Raw genomic sequence first — 16,836 nt, 5'->3', positions numbered from 1 at the left:
CGGTCTCCTTCAGAACGCCGCCACGGCGTGCGGATCGGTGCCCGAGGCTCCGGCGGTCGCGCCGAATTTGGCCGCCGCGGCGAAGCCGAGCTCCAGGTCGGCCAGGATGTCGTCGATCCCCTCGATGCCGACCGCCAGCCGCACCAGGCCCGGGCTGACCCCGGTGCTCAGCTGCTCCTGCGGGGACAGCTGGGCGTGCGTCGTGGAGGCCGGGTGGATCACCAGGGAACGCACGTCGCCGATGTTGGCGACGTGGCTGTGCAACTTCAGCGCGTTCACGAAGGCCTTGCCGGCCTCGATGCCGCCGGCCAGCTCGAACGACAGCACCGCCCCGGTTCCCTTGGGCGCCAGCTCCTTTGCCCGCTCGTGCCAGGGCGAGCTGGGCAGTCCCGCATAGTTCACCGAGAGCACGCCGTCGTGGCCGGACAAGAACTCGGCCACGCGCTGGGCGTTGGCGACGTGACGCTCGACGCGCAGGCTCAGCGTCTCGATGCCCTGGGCGACCAGGAACGCGTTGAACGGCGCGGCGGCCGAACCGAGGTCGCGCAGCAGCTGCACGCGCGCCTTGAGCGCGTAGGCCGGCGGACCGAGCTCGGCGAACACCACCCCGTGGTAGCTCGGGTCCGGCGTGGTGAACCCCGGGAAACGGCCCTGCGTCCAGTCGAACGTGCCGCCGTCGACGACCACCCCGGCGATCGCCGAGCCGTGGCCGCCCAGGTACTTGGTGGCCGAGTGCACGACGATGTCCGCGCCGTGCTTCAGCGGCTGGATCAGGTAGGGCGTGGCGATCGTGTTGTCGACGATCAGCGGGACGCCCGTGTCGTGGGCGACCCCGCCGACACCGGGGATGTCCAGGATGTCGATCTGCGGATTGGAGATGGTCTCGGCGAAGAACGCCTTGGTGTTCGGCCGCGCCGCGGCCCGCCACGAATCCAGATCGTCGGGGTCCTCCACGAAGCTGACCTCGATGCCGAGCTTGGCCAGCGAGTAGTGGAACAGGTTGTAGGTCCCGCCGTAGAGCCTGGGGCTCGAGACGATGTGATCTCCGGCACACGCGATGTTCAAGATGGCGAACGTGGCCGCCGCCTGGCCGGAGCTCAGGAACAGCGCCGCCACACCGCCCTCGAGCGCGGCGATGCGCTGCTCGACGACGTCGGTGGTCGGGTTGCCGATCCGGGTGTAGATGTTGCCCGGCACCTCCAGCCCGAACAGGGCGGCGGCGTGCGTGGTGTCGTCGAAGACGTACGAGGTGGTCTGGTAGATCGGCAGGGCGCGGGCGTTGGTGGCCGGGTCGGGCTGCTGCCCGGCGTGCACCTGCTTGGTCTCGAACGACCAATGCGCGGTCGGATCGGTGTTCTCGCTGGTGGTGCCGTTGGAAGAAGAACTGTCGGAACTCACGTGGGTTGGCTTTCTCCTGAAATATGGGCTCGGGTCTTCAGCGGGGCCTTACGGCCGGCCGGCTAGCAGCGGCGCACGGTCGCGCACATCAGCGGCTCCACCAAGGCGAGCCGATGATCGCAAGGAGCTGGACAGAAGCACATCACGTGTCCCCTCTAGTCAGGGGTCCGTTATGGCGGACCCGCGCTTGCCGCGCAGCCTGTGGCTACTAGACCTGGTCATCACCCGGGGCACCCCACCGCGGTTGGAGGGTTGCCGGCCAGCAAGCCGGGGCTTGTCGCTGGCGCTCATGACCAATACGAAGACTATCTTACTGTGCCGACCCGCTGCCAACTGTCGCGGTGCAGACGCAGGTCGACACCTGTCCAAACACCCTTGATAACGTGGCAGTTAGATTGCTGAGCCCCCCACAGATCTGACCATAATCACGCCGGGAGAGGGACCGTGAGCGCCGAAAAGCCGACCGTCATCTACACGCTGACCGACGAGGCGCCGCTGCTGGCGACCTACGCGTTCCTGCCGATCGTGCGTGCCTTCGCCGAACCCGCGGGCATCGAGATCAAGACCAGCGACATCTCCGTGGCCGCCCGGATCCTCGCCGAGTTCCCCGAACACCTGACCGAAGAGCAGCGGGTCCCGGACAACCTCGCGGAGTTGGGCCGGCTGACGAAGCTGGCCGACACCAACATCATCAAGCTGCCGAACATCAGCGCCTCGGTGCCGCAGCTGATCGCCGCCGTCAAGGAGCTGCAAGGCAAGGGATTCAAGATTCCGGACTTTCCGCAGAGCCCGAAGACCGACGAGGACAAAGAAATTCGCGACCGCTACGCCAAGTGCCTGGGCAGCGCCGTGAATCCCGTACTGCGGCAAGGCAACTCGGACCGACGCGCACCCAAGGCCGTCAAGGAGTATGCGCGCAAGCATCCGCACAGCATGGCGCCCTGGTCGCCGGCGTCGCGCACCCACGTCGCGACCATGCGCGGCGGCGACTTCTATCACGGCGAGAAGTCGATGACGCTGGACCGCGCGCGCAACGTGAAGATGGAGCTGGAGACCGAAAGCGGCGAGACGATCGTGCTCAAGCCGATGGTGTCGCTGCGCAACGCCGACGTCATCGACTCCATGTTCATGAGCAAGAAGGCCCTCGTCGAGTTCTACGAGGAGCAGATGCAGGACGCCTACGAGACCGGCGTGATGTTCTCGCTGCACGTCAAGGCGACGATGATGAAGGTCTCCCACCCCATCGTCTTCGGCCACGCCGTGAAGATCTTCTACAAGGAGGCCTTCGCCAAGCACCAGGAGCTCTTCGACGAACTCGGCGTCGACGTCAACAACGGATTGGTCGATCTGTACAGCAAGATCGAGTCGCTGCCGGCGTCGCTGCACGAGGAGATCATCCGCGACCTGCACGCCTGCCACGAGCACCGGCCCGAGCTCGCGATGGTCGATTCGGCCAAGGGCATCACCAACTTTCATTCGCCCAGCGACGTGATCGTCGACGCGTCGATGCCGGCGATGATCCGCGCAGGCGGCAAGATGTGGGGCGCCGACGGTCGACAGAAGGACACCAAGGCCGTCAACCCCGAGTCCACCTTTTCCCGGATCTACCAAGAGATCATCAACTTCTGCAAGACCCACGGGCAGTTCGATCCGACGACGATGGGCACGGTCCCCAACGTCGGGCTGATGGCGCAGCAGGCCGAGGAGTACGGCTCGCATGACAAGACCTTCGAGATCCCCGAGGGCGGCGTCGCCAACATCGTCGACCTCGACACCGGGGAGGTCCTGCTCACCCAGAACGTGGAGGCCGGCGACATCTGGCGCATGCCCATCGTGCGGGACGAAGCGATCCGGGACTGGGTCAAGCTGGCCGTCACCCGGGCGCGCAACTCGGGCATGACCGTGGTGTTCTGGCTCGACACCGAACGCCCGCACGAGGTCGAGCTGCGCAAGAAGGTCAAGGAGTACCTCAAGGAACACGACACCGAGGGCCTGGACATCAACATCATGCCGCAGGTGTGGGCCATGAGGTACACGCTGGAGCGCGCGATGCGCGGCCAGGACACGATCGCCGCCACCGGAAACATCCTGCGCGACTACCTCACCGACCTGTTCCCGATCCTGGAGCTGGGCACCAGCGCCAAGATGCTGTCCATCGTGCCGTTGATGGCCGGCGGCGGAATGTACGAAACCGGCGCGGGCGGTTCGGCGCCCAAGCACGTCCACCAGCTCGTCGAGGAGAACCACCTGCGCTGGGACTCCCTCGGTGAATTCCTGGCTCTGGGAGCGTGTTTCGAGGACATCGGCATCAAGACCGACAACGAGCGCGCCAAGCTCTTGGGCAAGACGCTGGATGCCGCGATCGGAAAGCTGTTGGACAACAACAAGAGTCCGTCGCGCAAGACCGGTGAACTCGACAACCGCGGCAGCCAGTTCTACCTGGCGCTGTACTGGGCCCAGGAACTCGCCGCGCAAGACGACGACGAGGATTTGCGCGAGCGCTTCGCCGCGCTGGCGGACTCGTTGGCCGAGAACGAGGACACCATCGTGGGCGAACTCGCCGAGGTGCAGGGTGAGTCGGTCGACATCGGTGGGTACTACTACCCGGACAGCGAGAAGACGACGGCGGTGATGCGGCCGAGCAAGACGTTCAACGAAGTGCTGGCCGCCGCACAAGGCTGACGCCGCAGGAAAGGCACCGATGTCGAGCCCGGGTTCCAAAGAAGCCAAGATCAAGGTCAAGGGCCGCGTGGTCGAGCTCGACGGCGACGAGATGACCCGCGTCATCTGGAAGCTGATCAAGGACCAGCTGATCCTTCCGCACCTCGACATCGATCTGGACTACTACGACCTGGGCATCGAGCACCGTGACCGCACCGACGACCAGGTGACGATCGACGCGGCCTACGCCATCAAGAAGCACGGCGTGGGCGTCAAGTGCGCGACGATCACCCCCGACGAGGCCCGCGTCTCCGAATTCAACCTCAAGAAGATGTGGCTGTCGCCGAACGGGACGATCCGGAACATCTTGGGCGGCACCATCTTCCGCGAACCGATCGTCATCTCCAACGTGCCACGCCTGGTTCCGGGCTGGACCAAACCGATCGTCATCGGCCGCCACGCGTTCGGCGACCAGTACCGGGCGACCAACTTCAAGGTCGACAAGCCCGGCACCGTCGCCATCACGTTCACCCCGGCCGACGGCAGCGAGCCGATGGTCCACGAGATGGTGTCCCTGCCCGACGACGGCGGCGTGGTGATGGGGATGTACAACTTCAAGGACTCCGTGCGCGACTTCGCGCGCGCGTCGTTCAAGTACGGCCTGAACGCCAAGTGGCCGGTGTACCTGTCCACCAAGAACACCATCCTCAAGGCCTACGACGGCATGTTCAAAGACGAGTTCCAGCGCATCTACGACGAGGAATTCAAGGAGCAGTTCGAGGCCGAGGGCCTGACCTACGAGCACCGGCTGATCGACGACATGGTCGCCGCCTGCCTCAAGTGGGAGGGCGGCTACGTGTGGGCGTGCAAGAACTACGACGGCGACGTGCAATCCGACGCCATCGCCCAGGGCTACGGCTCGCTGGGGCTGATGACCTCGGTGCTGATGACGGCCGACGGCAAGACGGTCGAGGCCGAGGCCGCGCACGGCACCGTCACCCGGCACTTCCGCCAGTACCAGGCCGGCAAGCCGACCTCGACCAACCCGATCGCCTCGATCTTCGCCTGGACGCGGGGACTGGCGCACCGCGGCAAGCTGGACGACACCCCCGAGGTGGTCGAGTTCGCGCAGACGCTGGAAAACGTCGTCGTCTCCACCGTCGAGAGCGGGAAGATGACCAAGGACCTCGCCATCCTGATCGGGCCCGACCAGGAGTGGCAGCAGAGCGAGGAATTCCTCGACTCGATCGCGGAGAACCTGGAAAAGGAACTGGCTAGCTAGCCGGCGGCCGGTGCCGGTCGGAAAGCCGGTCCGGGCCCGCGGTGCACTCGTCGATGAAGTCGGCGATGGCCGCGGTGATCCGCTCCGGCGCCTCGAACATCGGCACGTGCCCGACGCCGTCGAGCTTGGTGATCTTCGTTCCCTCCGGCAAAAAGTCGGTGAAATGCCGGCTGAACCTGCTGGGCGGCACCACCCGGTCCTTCTCGCACAGCACCAGCTGCACGGGCACCGCGGTCTGCGCCAGCTCCAGCAGGCCGGGCTGCAGCAGCGACTTGATCAGCAGCTGGAAGTACGCCGGGCAGTGCGCGGCGTCGTCGACCACACCGCGCAGTTGCTCGTCGCTGACCCCTTCCGGGGTGGCGCTCAGCGGCAGGGTGGCCAGGCGGCGGCTCAGCGGCAGCCGCAGCGCGCGCGGGCCCAGCAGCCGGGCCAGTCCCAGGATCGGCATCCCGGCGATGAACTTGCTGATGACCTCGAATTTGACCGGGCTCCAGCGCGTCCACCCGCCCGCGGCGCCGACGCCGGTGACGCTGCGGGCCCGCCCGCGCCGCTCGAGCTCGAAGGCCACCCAGCCGCCCAGCGAGTTGCCCACCAGGTGCGCGCTGTCCCAGCCGAGCTGGTCGAGCTGGCGTTCGACGTGGTCGGCCAGCACCGACGAGCTCAGCAGCCAAGTGCCCGCGTAGGGGCCGCCGTTGTGCCCGGCCATGGTCGGGGCGAAGACCTCGTAGCGGCCGGTGTCGGCCAGCCGCGGCGCCACCGGATCCCACACCGTCTGCGACATCAAAAACCCGTGGAGTAGCACGACCGGCTCGCCGGAACCGAGATGAATCGGGGGACGGGCCGAGGACGATGCCGAGTGAGCGGGTCTCACGAGCGGGGAGCCGAGCAGACGAGGTTGTGCATAGCCCGACATTAAAGGCGGTACCGCCGGTATCGCAAGGCGGGCCGATCGCGAGCGGCCGGCACGCCGCACACTCGGCATCGAGGGTGAGGCTGGCCGCACACCGGGCGGGGCGGCCGCGCGTGAAAAGATCGGTGCATCATGAGCACCGCTACCGGATCCAGCCGCATTTTCTCCGGCGTGCAGCCCACGTCCGATTCGCTTCACCTGGGTAACGCGTTGGGCGCCGTCACCCACTGGGTCGAACTGCAGGACGACCATGACGCGTTCTTCTGCGTGGTCGACCTCCATGCCATCACCGTCGCCCAGGATCCCGAGGCGCTGCGGCGGCGGACCCTGGTCACCGCCGCCCAATACCTGGCGCTGGGCATCGACCCGGCGCGCAGCACCGTGTTCGTGCAGAGCCACGTGCCCGCCCACTCCCAGTTGGCGTGGGTGCTGGGCTGCTTCACCGGCTTCGGGCAGGCGTCGCGGATGACGCAGTTCAAGGACAAGTCGCTGCGCCAGGGCGCCGACTCCACCACCGTGGGCTTGTTCACCTATCCGGTGCTGCAGGCCGCCGACGTGCTGGCCTACGACACCGACCTGGTGCCGGTGGGCGAAGACCAGCGCCAGCACCTCGAGCTGGCCCGCGACGTGGCGCAGCGGTTCAACGCCCGATTCCCGGACACGTTCGTGGTACCCGACGTGCTCATCCCCAAGGCGACCGCGAAGATCTACGACCTACAGGACCCCACGTCGAAGATGAGCAAATCCGCGGCCACCGACGCCGGGCTGATCAACCTGCTCGACGATCCGGCGTTGTCGGCCAAGAAGATTCGGTCGGCGGTGACCGACAGCGAGCGCGAGATCCGCTTCGATACCGACGCCAAGCCCGGCGTGTCCAACCTGCTGACCATCCAGTCGGCGGTCAGCGGCGTCGGCGTCGACAAGCTCGTCGAGGGCTATGCCGGAAAGGGTTACGGCGATCTGAAGAAGGACACCGCCGAGGCGGTGGTCGAGTTCGTCGCCCCGATCAAGGCCCGCGTCGACGAACTGACGGCCGACTTGGCCGAATTGGAGGCCGTTTTGGCGGCCGGCGCCGAACGGGCCCAGGATGTCGCCGGGAAGACGGTCCAGCGGGTTTACGATCGGCTTGGGTTCCTTCCGCAACGGAGGTAAGACGTTTCACCATGAGCGAGCCGGCCGAGGAGGGGTTTCTTGATCGGCTGCGGTCCCGGCACGGGTGGCTCGACCACGTCATCCGCGCCTACCAGCGTTTCGACGAGCGCAACGGCGGGTTCTTCGCCGCCGGCCTCACGTATTACACGATTCTCGCGTTGTTCCCGTTGCTCATGGTCGGTTTCGCGGTGTTCGGCTTCGTGCTGGCCCGGCGGCCGCACCTGCTGAGCACGATCGACGACCACATCCGGTCCCAGGTGTCGGGCACGCTGGGTAATCAGCTGCAGGAGTTGATGAACTCGGCCATCGACGCCCGGACTTCGGTCGGTGTCATCGGTCTGGTCACCGCGGTGTGGGCGGGGCTGGGCTGGATATCGCACCTGCGGCAGGCGCTGACCGAGATGTGGTGGGACTCGCACGTGGAGTCGCCGGGCTTCGTGCGGAGCAAGTTCTCCGATCTGCTGGCGATGGTGGGGACGTTCGCGGTGATCCTGGCCACCGTCGCGCTGACCACCGTCGGCCACGCCGCGCCGATGGCCGCGTTGCTGAAATGGCTTGGCGTGCCGCAATTCGCGGTGTTCGATTGGCTGTTCTGGCTTTTCTCGATCCTGATCGCGACCTTGGTGTCGTGGCTGCTGTTCACGTGGATGATCGCGCGCCTGCCCCGGGAGAAGGTCAGCTTCGTCGATTCGATGCGGGCCGGGCTGATCGCGGCCGTCGGCTTCGAAGTGTTCAAGCAGGTGGGGTCGATCTATTTGAAGACGGTGTTGCGCAGCCCCGCGGGCGCGGCGTTCGGCCCGGTGCTGGGGTTGATGGTGTTCGCTTACATCACCGCCTATCTCGTGTTGTTCTGCACTGCGTGGGGGGCGACGGCATCCACCGACCCGCGCGACCGCCCTGTGGAGCCCCCGGCCCCGGCGATCATCGCGCCGCGGGTGCACATGGACGAAGGTCTGAGCACCCGCCAGACGCTGACCGCAATGGGGCTGGGAGCCGTTGGGGCGCTGGCACTTTCGCGGATCGCAGGGTTGGCCCGCCGTGGCCGCTAGCTGACCAACTTCAAGCCCGCGATGCAGGCCACGATGCCGCCGATCAGCAACAGCTTGGTCAACGACGCCGGTTCCTCGCCGATCAGCGCCGCGTAGCCCACCGTCAGCACGGCCCCGACGCCGACCCAGACCGCGTAACTGGTTCCGACCGGCAGCGTGCGCATCGCGGTCGCCAGCCCGGCCATCGAAAGCGCCAGTGCGACAACGAAGACCAGCGAAGGGCCGAGCCGGGAGAAGCCGTCGGACTTGTTCAGGGCGGTCGCCCACACCGCCTCCAGGACGCCCGACGCGATCAAGACGAGCCATGCCATTGCGCACCTCCACGGCGCCCGTCTTGTCGCTGGCCGGGTACGGGGCCCCTCGTCCGGTGTCAGGTGCTGACGTCTCCGATGTTAACGCTCAGAGCCAGTCGCCGCGCACCATGACGTCGCTCACCCGCAGATCACGGTCGAGCACCACAAGATTGGCGTCGTAGCCGGGCCGCAGGCTACCGACCCGTTCGAGCCCGAGCGCGCGCGCCGGGGTCGCCGACGTCACCTGAACCGCCGCGGCCAGCCCGGCGTCGCGGTTCGCGCCGAACCCGGCCACGGCGCGAAAGAGCCGATCCATGGTGGCCGTGCTGCCCGCGATCGTCGACGTCCCCTGCACCCGCGCGACGCCGGAGACCACGTCGATGCGCACCGCGCCGAGCCGATACGCGCCGTCGGCGCGGCCCGCCGCGGCGATCGCGTCGGTGATCACGGCGACGCGGTCCGCGCCGGCGGCCTCGATCACCGCGCGCGCCACGTCCGGGTGTAGGTGCACGCCGTCGGCGATGAGCTCGACGGTCACCCGTGGGTCCCGCAGCAGCGCGAGCGCCGGGCCGGGCTCCCGATGGTGCAGCGGCGGCATGGCGTTGAACAGATGCGTGCCGACCGTGGCGCCCAGCTCGATGGCGCGGCGGGTCTGCTCGTAGGTCGCGTCGGTATGGCCCACCGCCACAACGACTCCCGCGTCCAGGAAACGCCGGATGGCGGCGTCGGCACCGGGCAGCTCCGGCGCCAGGGTGACCATCTTGATCGCGTCGCCGGCGGCGGTCAGCAGCGCATCGATCTCGTCGGGGTCCGGGTCGCGCATCTGGGTGCGGTCGTGGGCCCCGCACCGTGCCCGGCTCAGCCAGGGGCCTTCGAGGTGGATCCCCGCGATCGTGCCACTCCTGGTGGCGTCGGTGAGCGCGCGCACCCCACTGAGCAATTCCGGGGGAGCGGCGGTCACCAGGCTGGCCAGCGTCGTGGTGGTGCCGTGACGCAGGTGGAAGGCGGCGGCCTTGCCGATGCCGTCGGCGTCGGTGTAGGAAGCGCCCCCGCCGCCGTGCACGTGCATGTCGATAAATCCCGGCACCACAGTGCAATCGGGGTAGTCGCGGTCGGGCGGGCGCGGCGGCGGCCCGGGCGCGGCGGCCGCGATCCGCCCGCCAGCGGTCTCGAGCCAGCCCGGTCGGCAGAGCCGCCCGTCCACGACCATGGTTCCCGCGGCGATCAGTCCCACCGGCCGCCGTTCTCCCAGAAGTGGCGGATGTCCTCGAGCTGGCGGCCCTTGGTCTCCGGCGCATACCGATAGACGAAGACGAACGCGATCAACGCGAGCGCGGCGAACGCCGCGAAAGTCCCTGCGCCGCCCAAGGAATGCAGCATGGTCAGGAAGACGGCGGCGATGATGGCGTTGGCCACCAGGTTGGAGGTCAACATGGTGCTCGACCCGATCGAGCGCAGCCGGGACGGGAAGCTTTCGCTGGCGTACACCCAGCCCAGGGAGCCGAAACCCATGGTGTAGCCGAAGATGAACAGCAACACGCCGGCGAACCCGGCGACCGCGCCGCCGATCCCACGGCCGAACACGGCCATCAGCACGACATCGGCGCCGATCATCATCGCGGTGCCGCACAACAGGATTGGCCGCCGGCCCACCCGGTCGACCAGCAGCAGCGCCGTGCCGACGGCGGCCAATCCGGCCACCTGGACCAGCGCCGGCAGACCCAGCAGCGCGAAATTTCCGGTGAAGCCCATGGCCTCGAAGATCCGGGGGCTGTAGTAGATGATCGCGTTGATGCCCGTGATCTGGATCAGGAAGCCGAGAACGACGACGAAGACAGTCGCCCGAAGATAGGGCCTGCGAACCATTTCCGGCAGCATCTCGGAGAGCCGGCCGCCACCTTCGCTGACCGCCCGGCCGATATCGGCCAGCTCGTCGTCCACCCGCGCGTCGGGCTCCACCCGCAGCAGCGCCCGCCGGGCGTCGTCGACCCGGCCTTTGAGCACGTACCACCGGGCCGTATCGGGCATCCGAATCACCAACGGCGCCAACAGCAGTGCGGGCACGCACGCCAACCCCAGCATCCACCGCCAGCTGTGCGTGCCGGCCAGCAGGTAGCCGGTCACGTATCCGACAATGAGCCCGCTGACGATCGCCAGCTGGTAAGCCGTCAGCAGCGAGCCACGCACCGCCGTCGGCGCCGATTCCGCCACGTACACCGGGACGACCACGACCGTCACGCCGATGGTCAGCCCGACGAGCAGGCGCGCCCCCAGCAGCATCGTCAGCGACACCGAGAACGCGGCCAGCAGCGCGAAAGCCGCGTAGGCGAACAGGATCAGCACGACCGAGCGTTTGCGGCCGATCACGTTGGCCAGCACACCGGCGCCGAGCGCCCCGATGATCTGGCCGATCACCACCATCGTCGTCAGCAGTTCCTGTTGCCGCGTGGACAGCCCGAAATCCTCGGTGACGAACAACTGCGCACCGGCGATGATGGACAGGTCATAGCCATAGATGACGCCCACGCTGGCGGCGGTCAGCCCGACCAGCAGGCCGCGCCGCGATCCGGTGCCCACCGGCGCTCAGCGGTGTTGGGGTCGGCGGTTCATCGAGCGTGCGGCCATGATCAAGCTAAACACGATGATGGCGCCGATGACAGCGACGCCCACCCGGACCGGCATGGCGTCCGCCGAGCCGATGATCGCGCCGGCCGCGGCGTTATTGGCGAGCCGGTCGGCGGCGGTGTCGCTCTTGGCGGGCGCCAGCGACGGGTCGGGAGCGACCAGCGAGCCGACCTGCGTGCCCTGCGGGGTGGCGAACCCGTAGTCCAGCAGATGGGCGGCCTGTTCCCACGGCGCGATCGGTTGCCGCGTCCCGTGCAGCAGCACCGCCACCAGCCGCCGCCCGTCATGGTTGGCCGCGCCCACGAACGTCTGGCCCGCGTCGTCGGTGTAGCCGGTCTTGCCGCCCAGGGCGCCGGGATACTTGTAGAGCAGCTGGTTGTCGTTCTCCAGCTCGTAGCCGGGGTGGTCGCCGTGGCCGGGGAAGTCGAACGTCCGGGTCGCGACGATGTTGGCGAACGTGGGGTTCTGCCACGCGTAGCGATAGAACAGCCCGATGTCGTAGGCCGAGGTGCTCATGCCGGGCGCGTCCAGCCCGGACGGCGTCGCCACCCGGGTGTCCTGGCCGCCGAGCTTGGCGGCCAGCACGTTGATCTTCTCCAGCGCTTGCTGCATGCCGCCGAGCTGCATGGCCAGCGCGTGGGCGGCGTCGTTGCCGGAGTGCATCAGCAGCCCGTGCAGCAGCTGGTTGACGGTGAACACGCCGCCTTCCTGGACGCCGACCTTGGTGCCCTCGGCGGCCGCGTCGTCGGCGGTTCCGGCGACCGACTTGTTCAGGTTGAGCGTGTTGATGGCGGCCATCGCCACCAACACCTTGATGATGCTGGCCGGGCGGTGCCGGCCGTGCGGGTCTTTGGCGGCGATGACCGCGCCGCTGTCTAGGTCGGCCACCAGCCAGGCCTCGGCGGACACGTCGCCCGGGAGCGGCGGCGTGTTGGGCGCGGCGACAATGCCGCAACTGGCCAGGGCGTCACCCCCGACCGGCTTGGCGGGCACCGCCAGCGGGATCGGGGGATCCCCGGCCGTGGGGACCTCCGACGAGTCCACCGCCGGCGGGGTGTTCACCTTGTACGGGCAGCTCGCGGGCGCGGCGTTGGGTTCGGCGCCGGGTTCGGCCTTGGCGGGGGGCAAGGCAATCGTGGCGGGAGCCCAGGCCACGAAACCCGCTGCGACCAGGCACGACATCGAACGTAGGAAGCTCATCGTCTGTGCACATTAAGCGATCGGGGGCCCGAATTCGGGGAGCCGCGCTGTGACTGATGAGACGGAAGTTACTCAGCCTGGGCGGCCGGCACGGGATACGCTGGGCGCGCGGTCCGCGGGAAAGCGCCCGCCCGCACCGACTTCAGAGGATTCGCCATTCCCGACGACCGATTGTGGGCCAGGCTGCGGCGCCGGCGCGACGGCGCGGCCGGTGTCGCCCCGCGCGCGCTGAAGGATCTGCTCAAACAGGTGGAGAAGGCGACCCAGGTGCGGCGTTCCGGGCTCGATCAGGTGCTGGCGGAACTCACGCTGCATCGTGATGCTGCCACCGAGCCGGAGCTGCGCTCGGCACTGGCATGGTTGTGCAACGCCGTCTCGCGGTTCGGGCGCAATCCGAGCGCCCCGCACGTCCGCGAGGTGATGCTGGCCGCCGACGCGGTCAGGCGCGCGGGCTAGTGTCTGGTGGCGATCGCAAGCGCGGCGAAGCCGGGCGCAGCGGGTCGCCACCATCCGGCTAGAGCCGCGCCGACTCCTCGTGCAGCACCTCGCGCAGGATGGCCTCGATGGTGTCGAACTCGGCCTGGCCGCTGATCAGCGGCGGCGCCAGTTGAATGACCGAATCGCCACGGTCGTCGGTGCGGCAATACAACCCGGCATCGAACAGTGCCGAGCCCACCCGCGCCAGCAGCGGCCGGCGCTCGTCGTCGCTGAACGTCTGCTTGGTCGCCTTGTCCTTGACCAGTTCCACGCCGTAGAAAAACCCCTCGCCGCGCACGTCGCCGACGATCGGCAGGTCGTAGAGCTTTTCCAGGGTGGCGCGCAAGGCCGGCGCGTTGGCCCGGACGTGATCGTTGAGCCCCTCGCGCTCGAAGATGTCGAGGTTGGCCAGCCCGACGGCCGCCGAAACCGGGTGGCCGCCAAAGGTATAGCCGTGCGGGAACATCGTCGCGCCGTCGTTGAACGGCTCGAACAGGCGCTCGCTGGCGATCATTGCGCCGATCGGTGAGTAGCCCGACGTCATTCCCTTGGCGCAGGTGATCATGTCGGGCACGTAGCCGAAGTCGTCACAGGCGAACATCGACCCGATGCGGCCGAACGCGCAGATCACCTCGTCGGAGACCAGCAGCACGTCGTATTCGTCGCAGATTTCCCGCACGCGCTCGAAATAGCCTGGGGGAGGCGGGATGCTGCCACCGGCGTTCTGCACCGGTTCCAGGAATACCGCCGCCACGGTGTCGGGGCCCTCGAACTCGATGGCCTCGGCGATGCGGTCCGCGGCCCACTGCCCGAAGGCTTTCGGGTCGGTGCGCAGCGGTTCCGGTGCCCGATAGAAGTTGGTGTTGGGCACCCGGAATCCGCCGGGCGTCACCGGTTCGAAGGGCGCCTTGTACCGGGGCAGCCCGGTGATCGCCAGGGCGCCCTGGGTGGTGCCGTGGTAGGCGACCGATCGCGAAATCACCTTGTGCTTACCGGGTTTGCCGGTGAGCTTGAAGTACTGCTTGGCCAGTTTCCACGCGGTCTCGACGGCCTCGGTGCCGCCGGTGGTGAAGAAGACGCGGTTGAGGTCACCCGGGGTGTAGCCGGCGAGGCGCTCGGCGAGCTCGATCGCCGTCGGGGTGGCGTATCCCCACAGCGGAAAGAACGCCAGCGTGCCCGCCTGCCGGACGGCGGCCTCGGCGAGCTCGGCGCGGCCGTGACCGACCTGCACGGTGAACAGCCCGGATAGGCCGTCGAGGTAACTCTTGCCGCGGTCGTCGAAGATGGTGACGCCGTCGCCGCGGGTGATGATCGGCGGCGTGATTCCCGGGCCGTGCCGGGAGAAGTGCAGCCACAGGTTGTCGGTCATTGGTGGTGAGCGTAGCGCCCGCTTCGGGCTCGGCTGGATTGCCCGACTCCTCACTCGCGCCGTTTCGGCGCTCGCCGTCGCCGGGCTTGGTTGGATTGCCCGACTCCTCACTCGCGCCGTTTCGGCGCTCGCCGTCGCCGGGCTAGGCTCGGCGATATGACCTCAGCGCAACAGGTCAGCGAATTCGAGTCGTTGCGACCGCATCTCATGTCGGTCGCCTACCGGCTGACCGGCACGATCGCCGACGCCGAGGACATCGTCCAAGATGCCTGGCTGCGCTGGCACCGCCAGGACCCCGACAAGGGAACGCAGATCACCGACCTGCGGGCGTGGTTGACCACGGTGGTGAGCCGGCTTGGTCTGGACAGGCTGCGCTCGGCGGCGCACCGGCGCGAGACCTACACCGGAAACTGGCTGCCCGAGCCCGTCGTCACCGGATTCGGCCCGCCTGCTTCCGAAGCCGACCCGCTGTCCGCGGTGGTGGCCGGCGAGGACGCCCGGTTCGCGGCGATGGTGGTGCTGGAGCGCCTCTCGCCCGACCAGCGGGTCGCGTTCGTCTTGCACGACGGGTTCGACGTGCCGTTCGCGGAGGTTGCGGAGGCGCTGGGTACCAGCGAGGCCGCCGCCCGGCAGCTGGCCTCGCGGGCCCGCAAGGCCGTCGCGGCCGAGCCACCGCCCGAACCCGACCCATCGCACAACGAGGTGGTGGGAAAGTTGTTGGCCGCCATGGCCGCCGGCGATCTGGAGGCCGTGGTCTCCTTGCTGCACCCGGACGTCATCTTCACCGGCGATTCAAATGGCAAGGCGCCCACGGCCGTTCACGTCATCCACGGCCCGGACAAGGTGGTCCGGTTCATGCTCGGCCTGGCAAACCGCTACGGGCCCGCCTTCTACACGTCCTATCAAGCAGGACTGGTCAACGGCGAGCTGGGCATCTACACCGCCGGCTTCCCCGCTGCCGACGGCTACCGCGAGATGTGCCCGCGGATCATGGCGATGACGGTGCGCGACGGAAAGGTTTGCGCCTTATGGGATGTCGCCAATCCCGAGAAGTTCACCGGCTCTCCGCTGCGGCGCGAGCAGCCGTAAGTCAGTCGAGTCAGGCGCAGATTGGAGAGAGCACATGGGCGGCAGCGTCACCGAAACGATGGGCAAATTGATGTTCCGCGGTATGGACATGATGCGCCACCGCAGCGCCTTCGACGTCGGCGCTGCGACCCCGCAAGGTAAGGACTTCACCGGTTTCGACAAAACGCGGCAAATCTTGTTGGTGACGTTCAAGCGTTCCGGCGAGGCGATGCCGAGCCCGATCAACCACGGTGTCGCCGACGGAAAGATCTACGTGCGAACGGATGCGTCCACCGGAAAGGTGAAGCGGATCAACAACAATCCGCGTGTCGTTGTGGTGCCCAGCAGTCTTCGCGGCAAGCCAAAAGGGCAAGCGGTCGCCGGAAAGGCCAGGATCTTGCCCGAGTCCGAACACGCCCACGCGTACAAGGTGATTGCGGCGAACTGGAGCCTGCCGATGAAGTTATTCGAGCGCGGTCTGGACAAGGGCAGCGCGGCGCTCAGTATTCCGACCACCTATATCGAGATCGAGCCCGCCCAGGAGGGCTGATCAGCCCACGCCCTGGTTTGCTAGCCAACGGGCGACGACCCGCTGCGCCCGGCTACGCCGCGCTTGCGATCGTCGCTAGCCAACGGGCGACGACCCGCTGCGCCCGGCTACGCCGCGCTTGCGATCGTCGCTAGCCAACGGGCGACGACCCGCTGCGCCCGGCTACGCCGCGCTTGCGATCGTCGCTAGCCCAGGGAATCCGGCACGCGTCACCCGAATTGAAGCCTTGCTCGGTGATGCCCAGCGCGGTGTTCACCCGCGCCCGCATGTTCTCCAATCCAATTTGATAGGTCAGCTCGAACACCCCGGCATCGCCGAAGCGGGCCCGCAGGTCGTCGACCTGCTCGTCGGTGACGGTGTGCGGATCTGTGGTCATCGCGTCGGCATAGGCGATGGCGGCACGCTCGTCGTCGGTATAGGCCGGCGAGGTGGCGTAGTTGTCGATCTCCTTGAGCCGCTCCACGTCCAGGCCGTCCAGGCGCTGCAGCATCGATCCGAAGTCGACGCACCACGAGCAGCCGATCTGGCGCGCGGTCCACAACACCGCCAGCTCACGCACGCTGGCCGGCAGGGTTTTCGACGCCCGCTCGACCATCGTTTCGTGCATGGCGCTCGCGGTCATCAGCTTGCGATGATGCGCGGCCACGGCGAACGGCTCGGGAACTTGGCCGTAGCGACGCTTGGCTATCCGGTACATGGCCCGGATCAGCAATCCGGCGCGCTTGGGGGGCAGGGGCTCGATGCGGGTTTTCTGTGTCATACCCCTCAGACGAGACAGCCCGGCGATGTGTGACGAGCAGAC

At 67.8% G+C, this 16,836-nt stretch carries 14 protein-coding genes, 1 pseudogene and 2 riboswitches; of the genes and pseudogenes, 7 read left to right on the top strand and 8 right to left on the bottom strand.

All coding sequences use genetic code 11. From position 1 onward, the window contains the following. Nucleotides 1–9: 9 nt before the first annotated feature. Nucleotides 10–1,398: a bifunctional o-acetylhomoserine/o-acetylserine sulfhydrylase gene (locus OCU_RS45255; protein WP_009954112.1), complete on the bottom strand. Its 1,389-nt coding sequence runs from the start codon at nucleotides 1,396–1,398 to the stop codon at nucleotides 10–12. Between the two features lie 178 nt (nucleotides 1,399–1,576). Then, nucleotides 1,577–1,693, bottom strand: a riboswitch (SAM riboswitch). 149 nt (nucleotides 1,694–1,842) lie between these two features. Here OCU_RS45255 and OCU_RS45250 point away from each other — a divergent pair. After that, on the top strand, nucleotides 1,843–4,080 hold the full coding sequence (locus tag OCU_RS45250) for an NADP-dependent isocitrate dehydrogenase (RefSeq protein ID WP_014381030.1): 2,238 nt from the start codon (nucleotides 1,843–1,845) through the stop codon (nucleotides 4,078–4,080). A 19-nt stretch (nucleotides 4,081–4,099) separates the two neighbouring features. Beyond that, nucleotides 4,100–5,341, top strand: a complete 1,242-nt coding sequence (locus tag OCU_RS45245; protein WP_009954109.1) for an NADP-dependent isocitrate dehydrogenase — start codon at nucleotides 4,100–4,102, stop codon at nucleotides 5,339–5,341. On the opposite strand, the gene OCU_RS45240 is transcribed toward OCU_RS45245, so the two are convergent. After that, on the bottom strand, nucleotides 5,334–6,143 hold the full coding sequence (locus OCU_RS45240; protein WP_014381029.1) for an alpha/beta fold hydrolase: 810 nt from the start codon (nucleotides 6,141–6,143) through the stop codon (nucleotides 5,334–5,336). The genes OCU_RS45245 and OCU_RS45240 overlap by 8 nt on opposite strands. 240 nt (nucleotides 6,144–6,383) lie before the next feature. Between OCU_RS45240 and trpS the strand changes: the two genes are divergently transcribed. Beyond that, entirely contained in the window at nucleotides 6,384–7,403 is a 1,020-nt protein-coding gene (gene trpS / locus OCU_RS45235; RefSeq protein ID WP_014381028.1) for a tryptophan--tRNA ligase, read from the top strand. Nucleotides 7,404–7,414: 11 nt separating this feature from the next. Then, nucleotides 7,415–8,452 carry an inner membrane protein YhjD gene (gene yhjD, locus OCU_RS45230; protein WP_014381027.1) on the top strand — a complete coding sequence of 346 codons (1,038 nt, stop codon included), beginning with the start codon at nucleotides 7,415–7,417 and terminating at the stop codon, nucleotides 8,450–8,452. Here yhjD and OCU_RS45225 read toward each other — a convergent pair. From OCU_RS45225 to OCU_RS45210, 4 genes are all read right to left on the bottom strand, one after another. Then, nucleotides 8,449–8,763: a DMT family transporter gene (locus OCU_RS45225; RefSeq protein WP_008260036.1), complete on the bottom strand. Its 315-nt coding sequence runs from the start codon at nucleotides 8,761–8,763 to the stop codon at nucleotides 8,449–8,451. The genes yhjD and OCU_RS45225 overlap by 4 nt on opposite strands. A 13-nt stretch (nucleotides 8,764–8,776) precedes the next feature. Continuing rightward, a riboswitch (guanidine-III (ykkC-III) riboswitch) is annotated at nucleotides 8,777–8,839 on the bottom strand. Between the two features lie 12 nt (nucleotides 8,840–8,851). Further along, nucleotides 8,852–9,955 (bottom strand): N-acetylglucosamine-6-phosphate deacetylase, encoded by a 1,104-nt coding sequence (nagA, locus tag OCU_RS45220; RefSeq protein WP_263650307.1) that lies wholly within the window; start codon nucleotides 9,953–9,955, stop codon nucleotides 8,852–8,854. Between the two features lie 14 nt (nucleotides 9,956–9,969). Further along, nucleotides 9,970–11,322 (bottom strand): sugar porter family MFS transporter, encoded by a 1,353-nt coding sequence (locus tag OCU_RS45215; protein ID WP_014381025.1) that lies wholly within the window; start codon nucleotides 11,320–11,322, stop codon nucleotides 9,970–9,972. 6 nt (nucleotides 11,323–11,328) lie between these two features. Continuing rightward, the gene (locus OCU_RS45210) at nucleotides 11,329–12,570 is read right to left on the bottom strand and encodes a D-alanyl-D-alanine carboxypeptidase family protein (protein WP_014381024.1); all 1,242 of its coding nucleotides are present in this window, start codon (nucleotides 12,568–12,570) and stop codon (nucleotides 11,329–11,331) included. A gap of 171 nt (nucleotides 12,571–12,741) precedes the next feature. Here OCU_RS45210 and OCU_RS45205 point away from each other — a divergent pair, with 171 nt between their 5' ends. Then, on the top strand, nucleotides 12,742–13,026 hold the full coding sequence (locus OCU_RS45205) for a hypothetical protein (protein ID WP_014381023.1): 285 nt from the start codon (nucleotides 12,742–12,744) through the stop codon (nucleotides 13,024–13,026). A gap of 58 nt (nucleotides 13,027–13,084) precedes the next feature. Here the strand turns inward: OCU_RS45205 and OCU_RS45200 are convergent, their stop codons facing one another. Beyond that, complete coding sequence (locus tag OCU_RS45200) at nucleotides 13,085–14,416, bottom strand: aspartate aminotransferase family protein (protein ID WP_014381022.1); 1,332 nt, start codon at nucleotides 14,414–14,416, stop codon at nucleotides 13,085–13,087. Nucleotides 14,417–14,572: 156 nt separating this feature from the next. Between OCU_RS45200 and OCU_RS45195 the strand changes: the two genes are divergently transcribed. After that, the gene (locus OCU_RS45195; protein ID WP_009954095.1) at nucleotides 14,573–15,505 is read left to right on the top strand and encodes a sigma-70 family RNA polymerase sigma factor; all 933 of its coding nucleotides are present in this window, start codon (nucleotides 14,573–14,575) and stop codon (nucleotides 15,503–15,505) included. Between the two features lie 34 nt (nucleotides 15,506–15,539). Continuing rightward, nucleotides 15,540–16,034, top strand: a complete 495-nt coding sequence (locus tag OCU_RS45190; RefSeq protein WP_014381021.1) for a PPOX class F420-dependent oxidoreductase — start codon at nucleotides 15,540–15,542, stop codon at nucleotides 16,032–16,034. Nucleotides 16,035–16,164: 130 nt separating this feature from the next. Here OCU_RS45190 and OCU_RS45185 read toward each other — a convergent pair. Next, nucleotides 16,165–16,833, bottom strand: a pseudogene (locus tag OCU_RS45185) (carboxymuconolactone decarboxylase family protein); the annotation flags it as partial. Nucleotides 16,834–16,836 lie beyond the last annotated feature (3 nt).

It is taken from the genome of Mycobacterium intracellulare ATCC 13950 (assembly GCF_000277125.1).
GTDB classification, from domain to species: domain Bacteria; phylum Actinomycetota; class Actinomycetes; order Mycobacteriales; family Mycobacteriaceae; genus Mycobacterium; species Mycobacterium intracellulare.
The sequence above is the reverse complement of the archived record's forward strand: the minus strand, read 5'-3'. Positions and strand labels throughout refer to the sequence as shown.

Coding starts and splice junctions, on each gene's coding strand:
- OCU_RS45245 (WP_009954109.1), top strand. CDS start 4,100: ATGTCGAGCCCGGGTTCCAAAGAAGCCAAGATCAAGGTCAAGGGCCGC.
- trpS (WP_014381028.1), top strand. CDS start 6,384: ATGAGCACCGCTACCGGATCCAGCCGCATTTTCTCCGGCGTGCAGCCC.
- yhjD (WP_014381027.1), top strand. CDS start 7,415: ATGAGCGAGCCGGCCGAGGAGGGGTTTCTTGATCGGCTGCGGTCCCGG.
- OCU_RS45225 (WP_008260036.1), bottom strand. CDS start 8,763: ATGGCATGGCTCGTCTTGATCGCGTCGGGCGTCCTGGAGGCGGTGTGG.
- nagA (WP_263650307.1), bottom strand. CDS start 9,955: ATGGTCGTGGACGGGCGGCTCTGCCGACCGGGCTGGCTCGAGACCGCT.
- OCU_RS45210 (WP_014381024.1), bottom strand. CDS start 12,570: ATGAGCTTCCTACGTTCGATGTCGTGCCTGGTCGCAGCGGGTTTCGTG.
- OCU_RS45200 (WP_014381022.1), bottom strand. CDS start 14,416: ATGACCGACAACCTGTGGCTGCACTTCTCCCGGCACGGCCCGGGAATC.
- OCU_RS45195 (WP_009954095.1), top strand. CDS start 14,573: ATGACCTCAGCGCAACAGGTCAGCGAATTCGAGTCGTTGCGACCGCAT.
- OCU_RS45190 (WP_014381021.1), top strand. CDS start 15,540: ATGGGCGGCAGCGTCACCGAAACGATGGGCAAATTGATGTTCCGCGGT.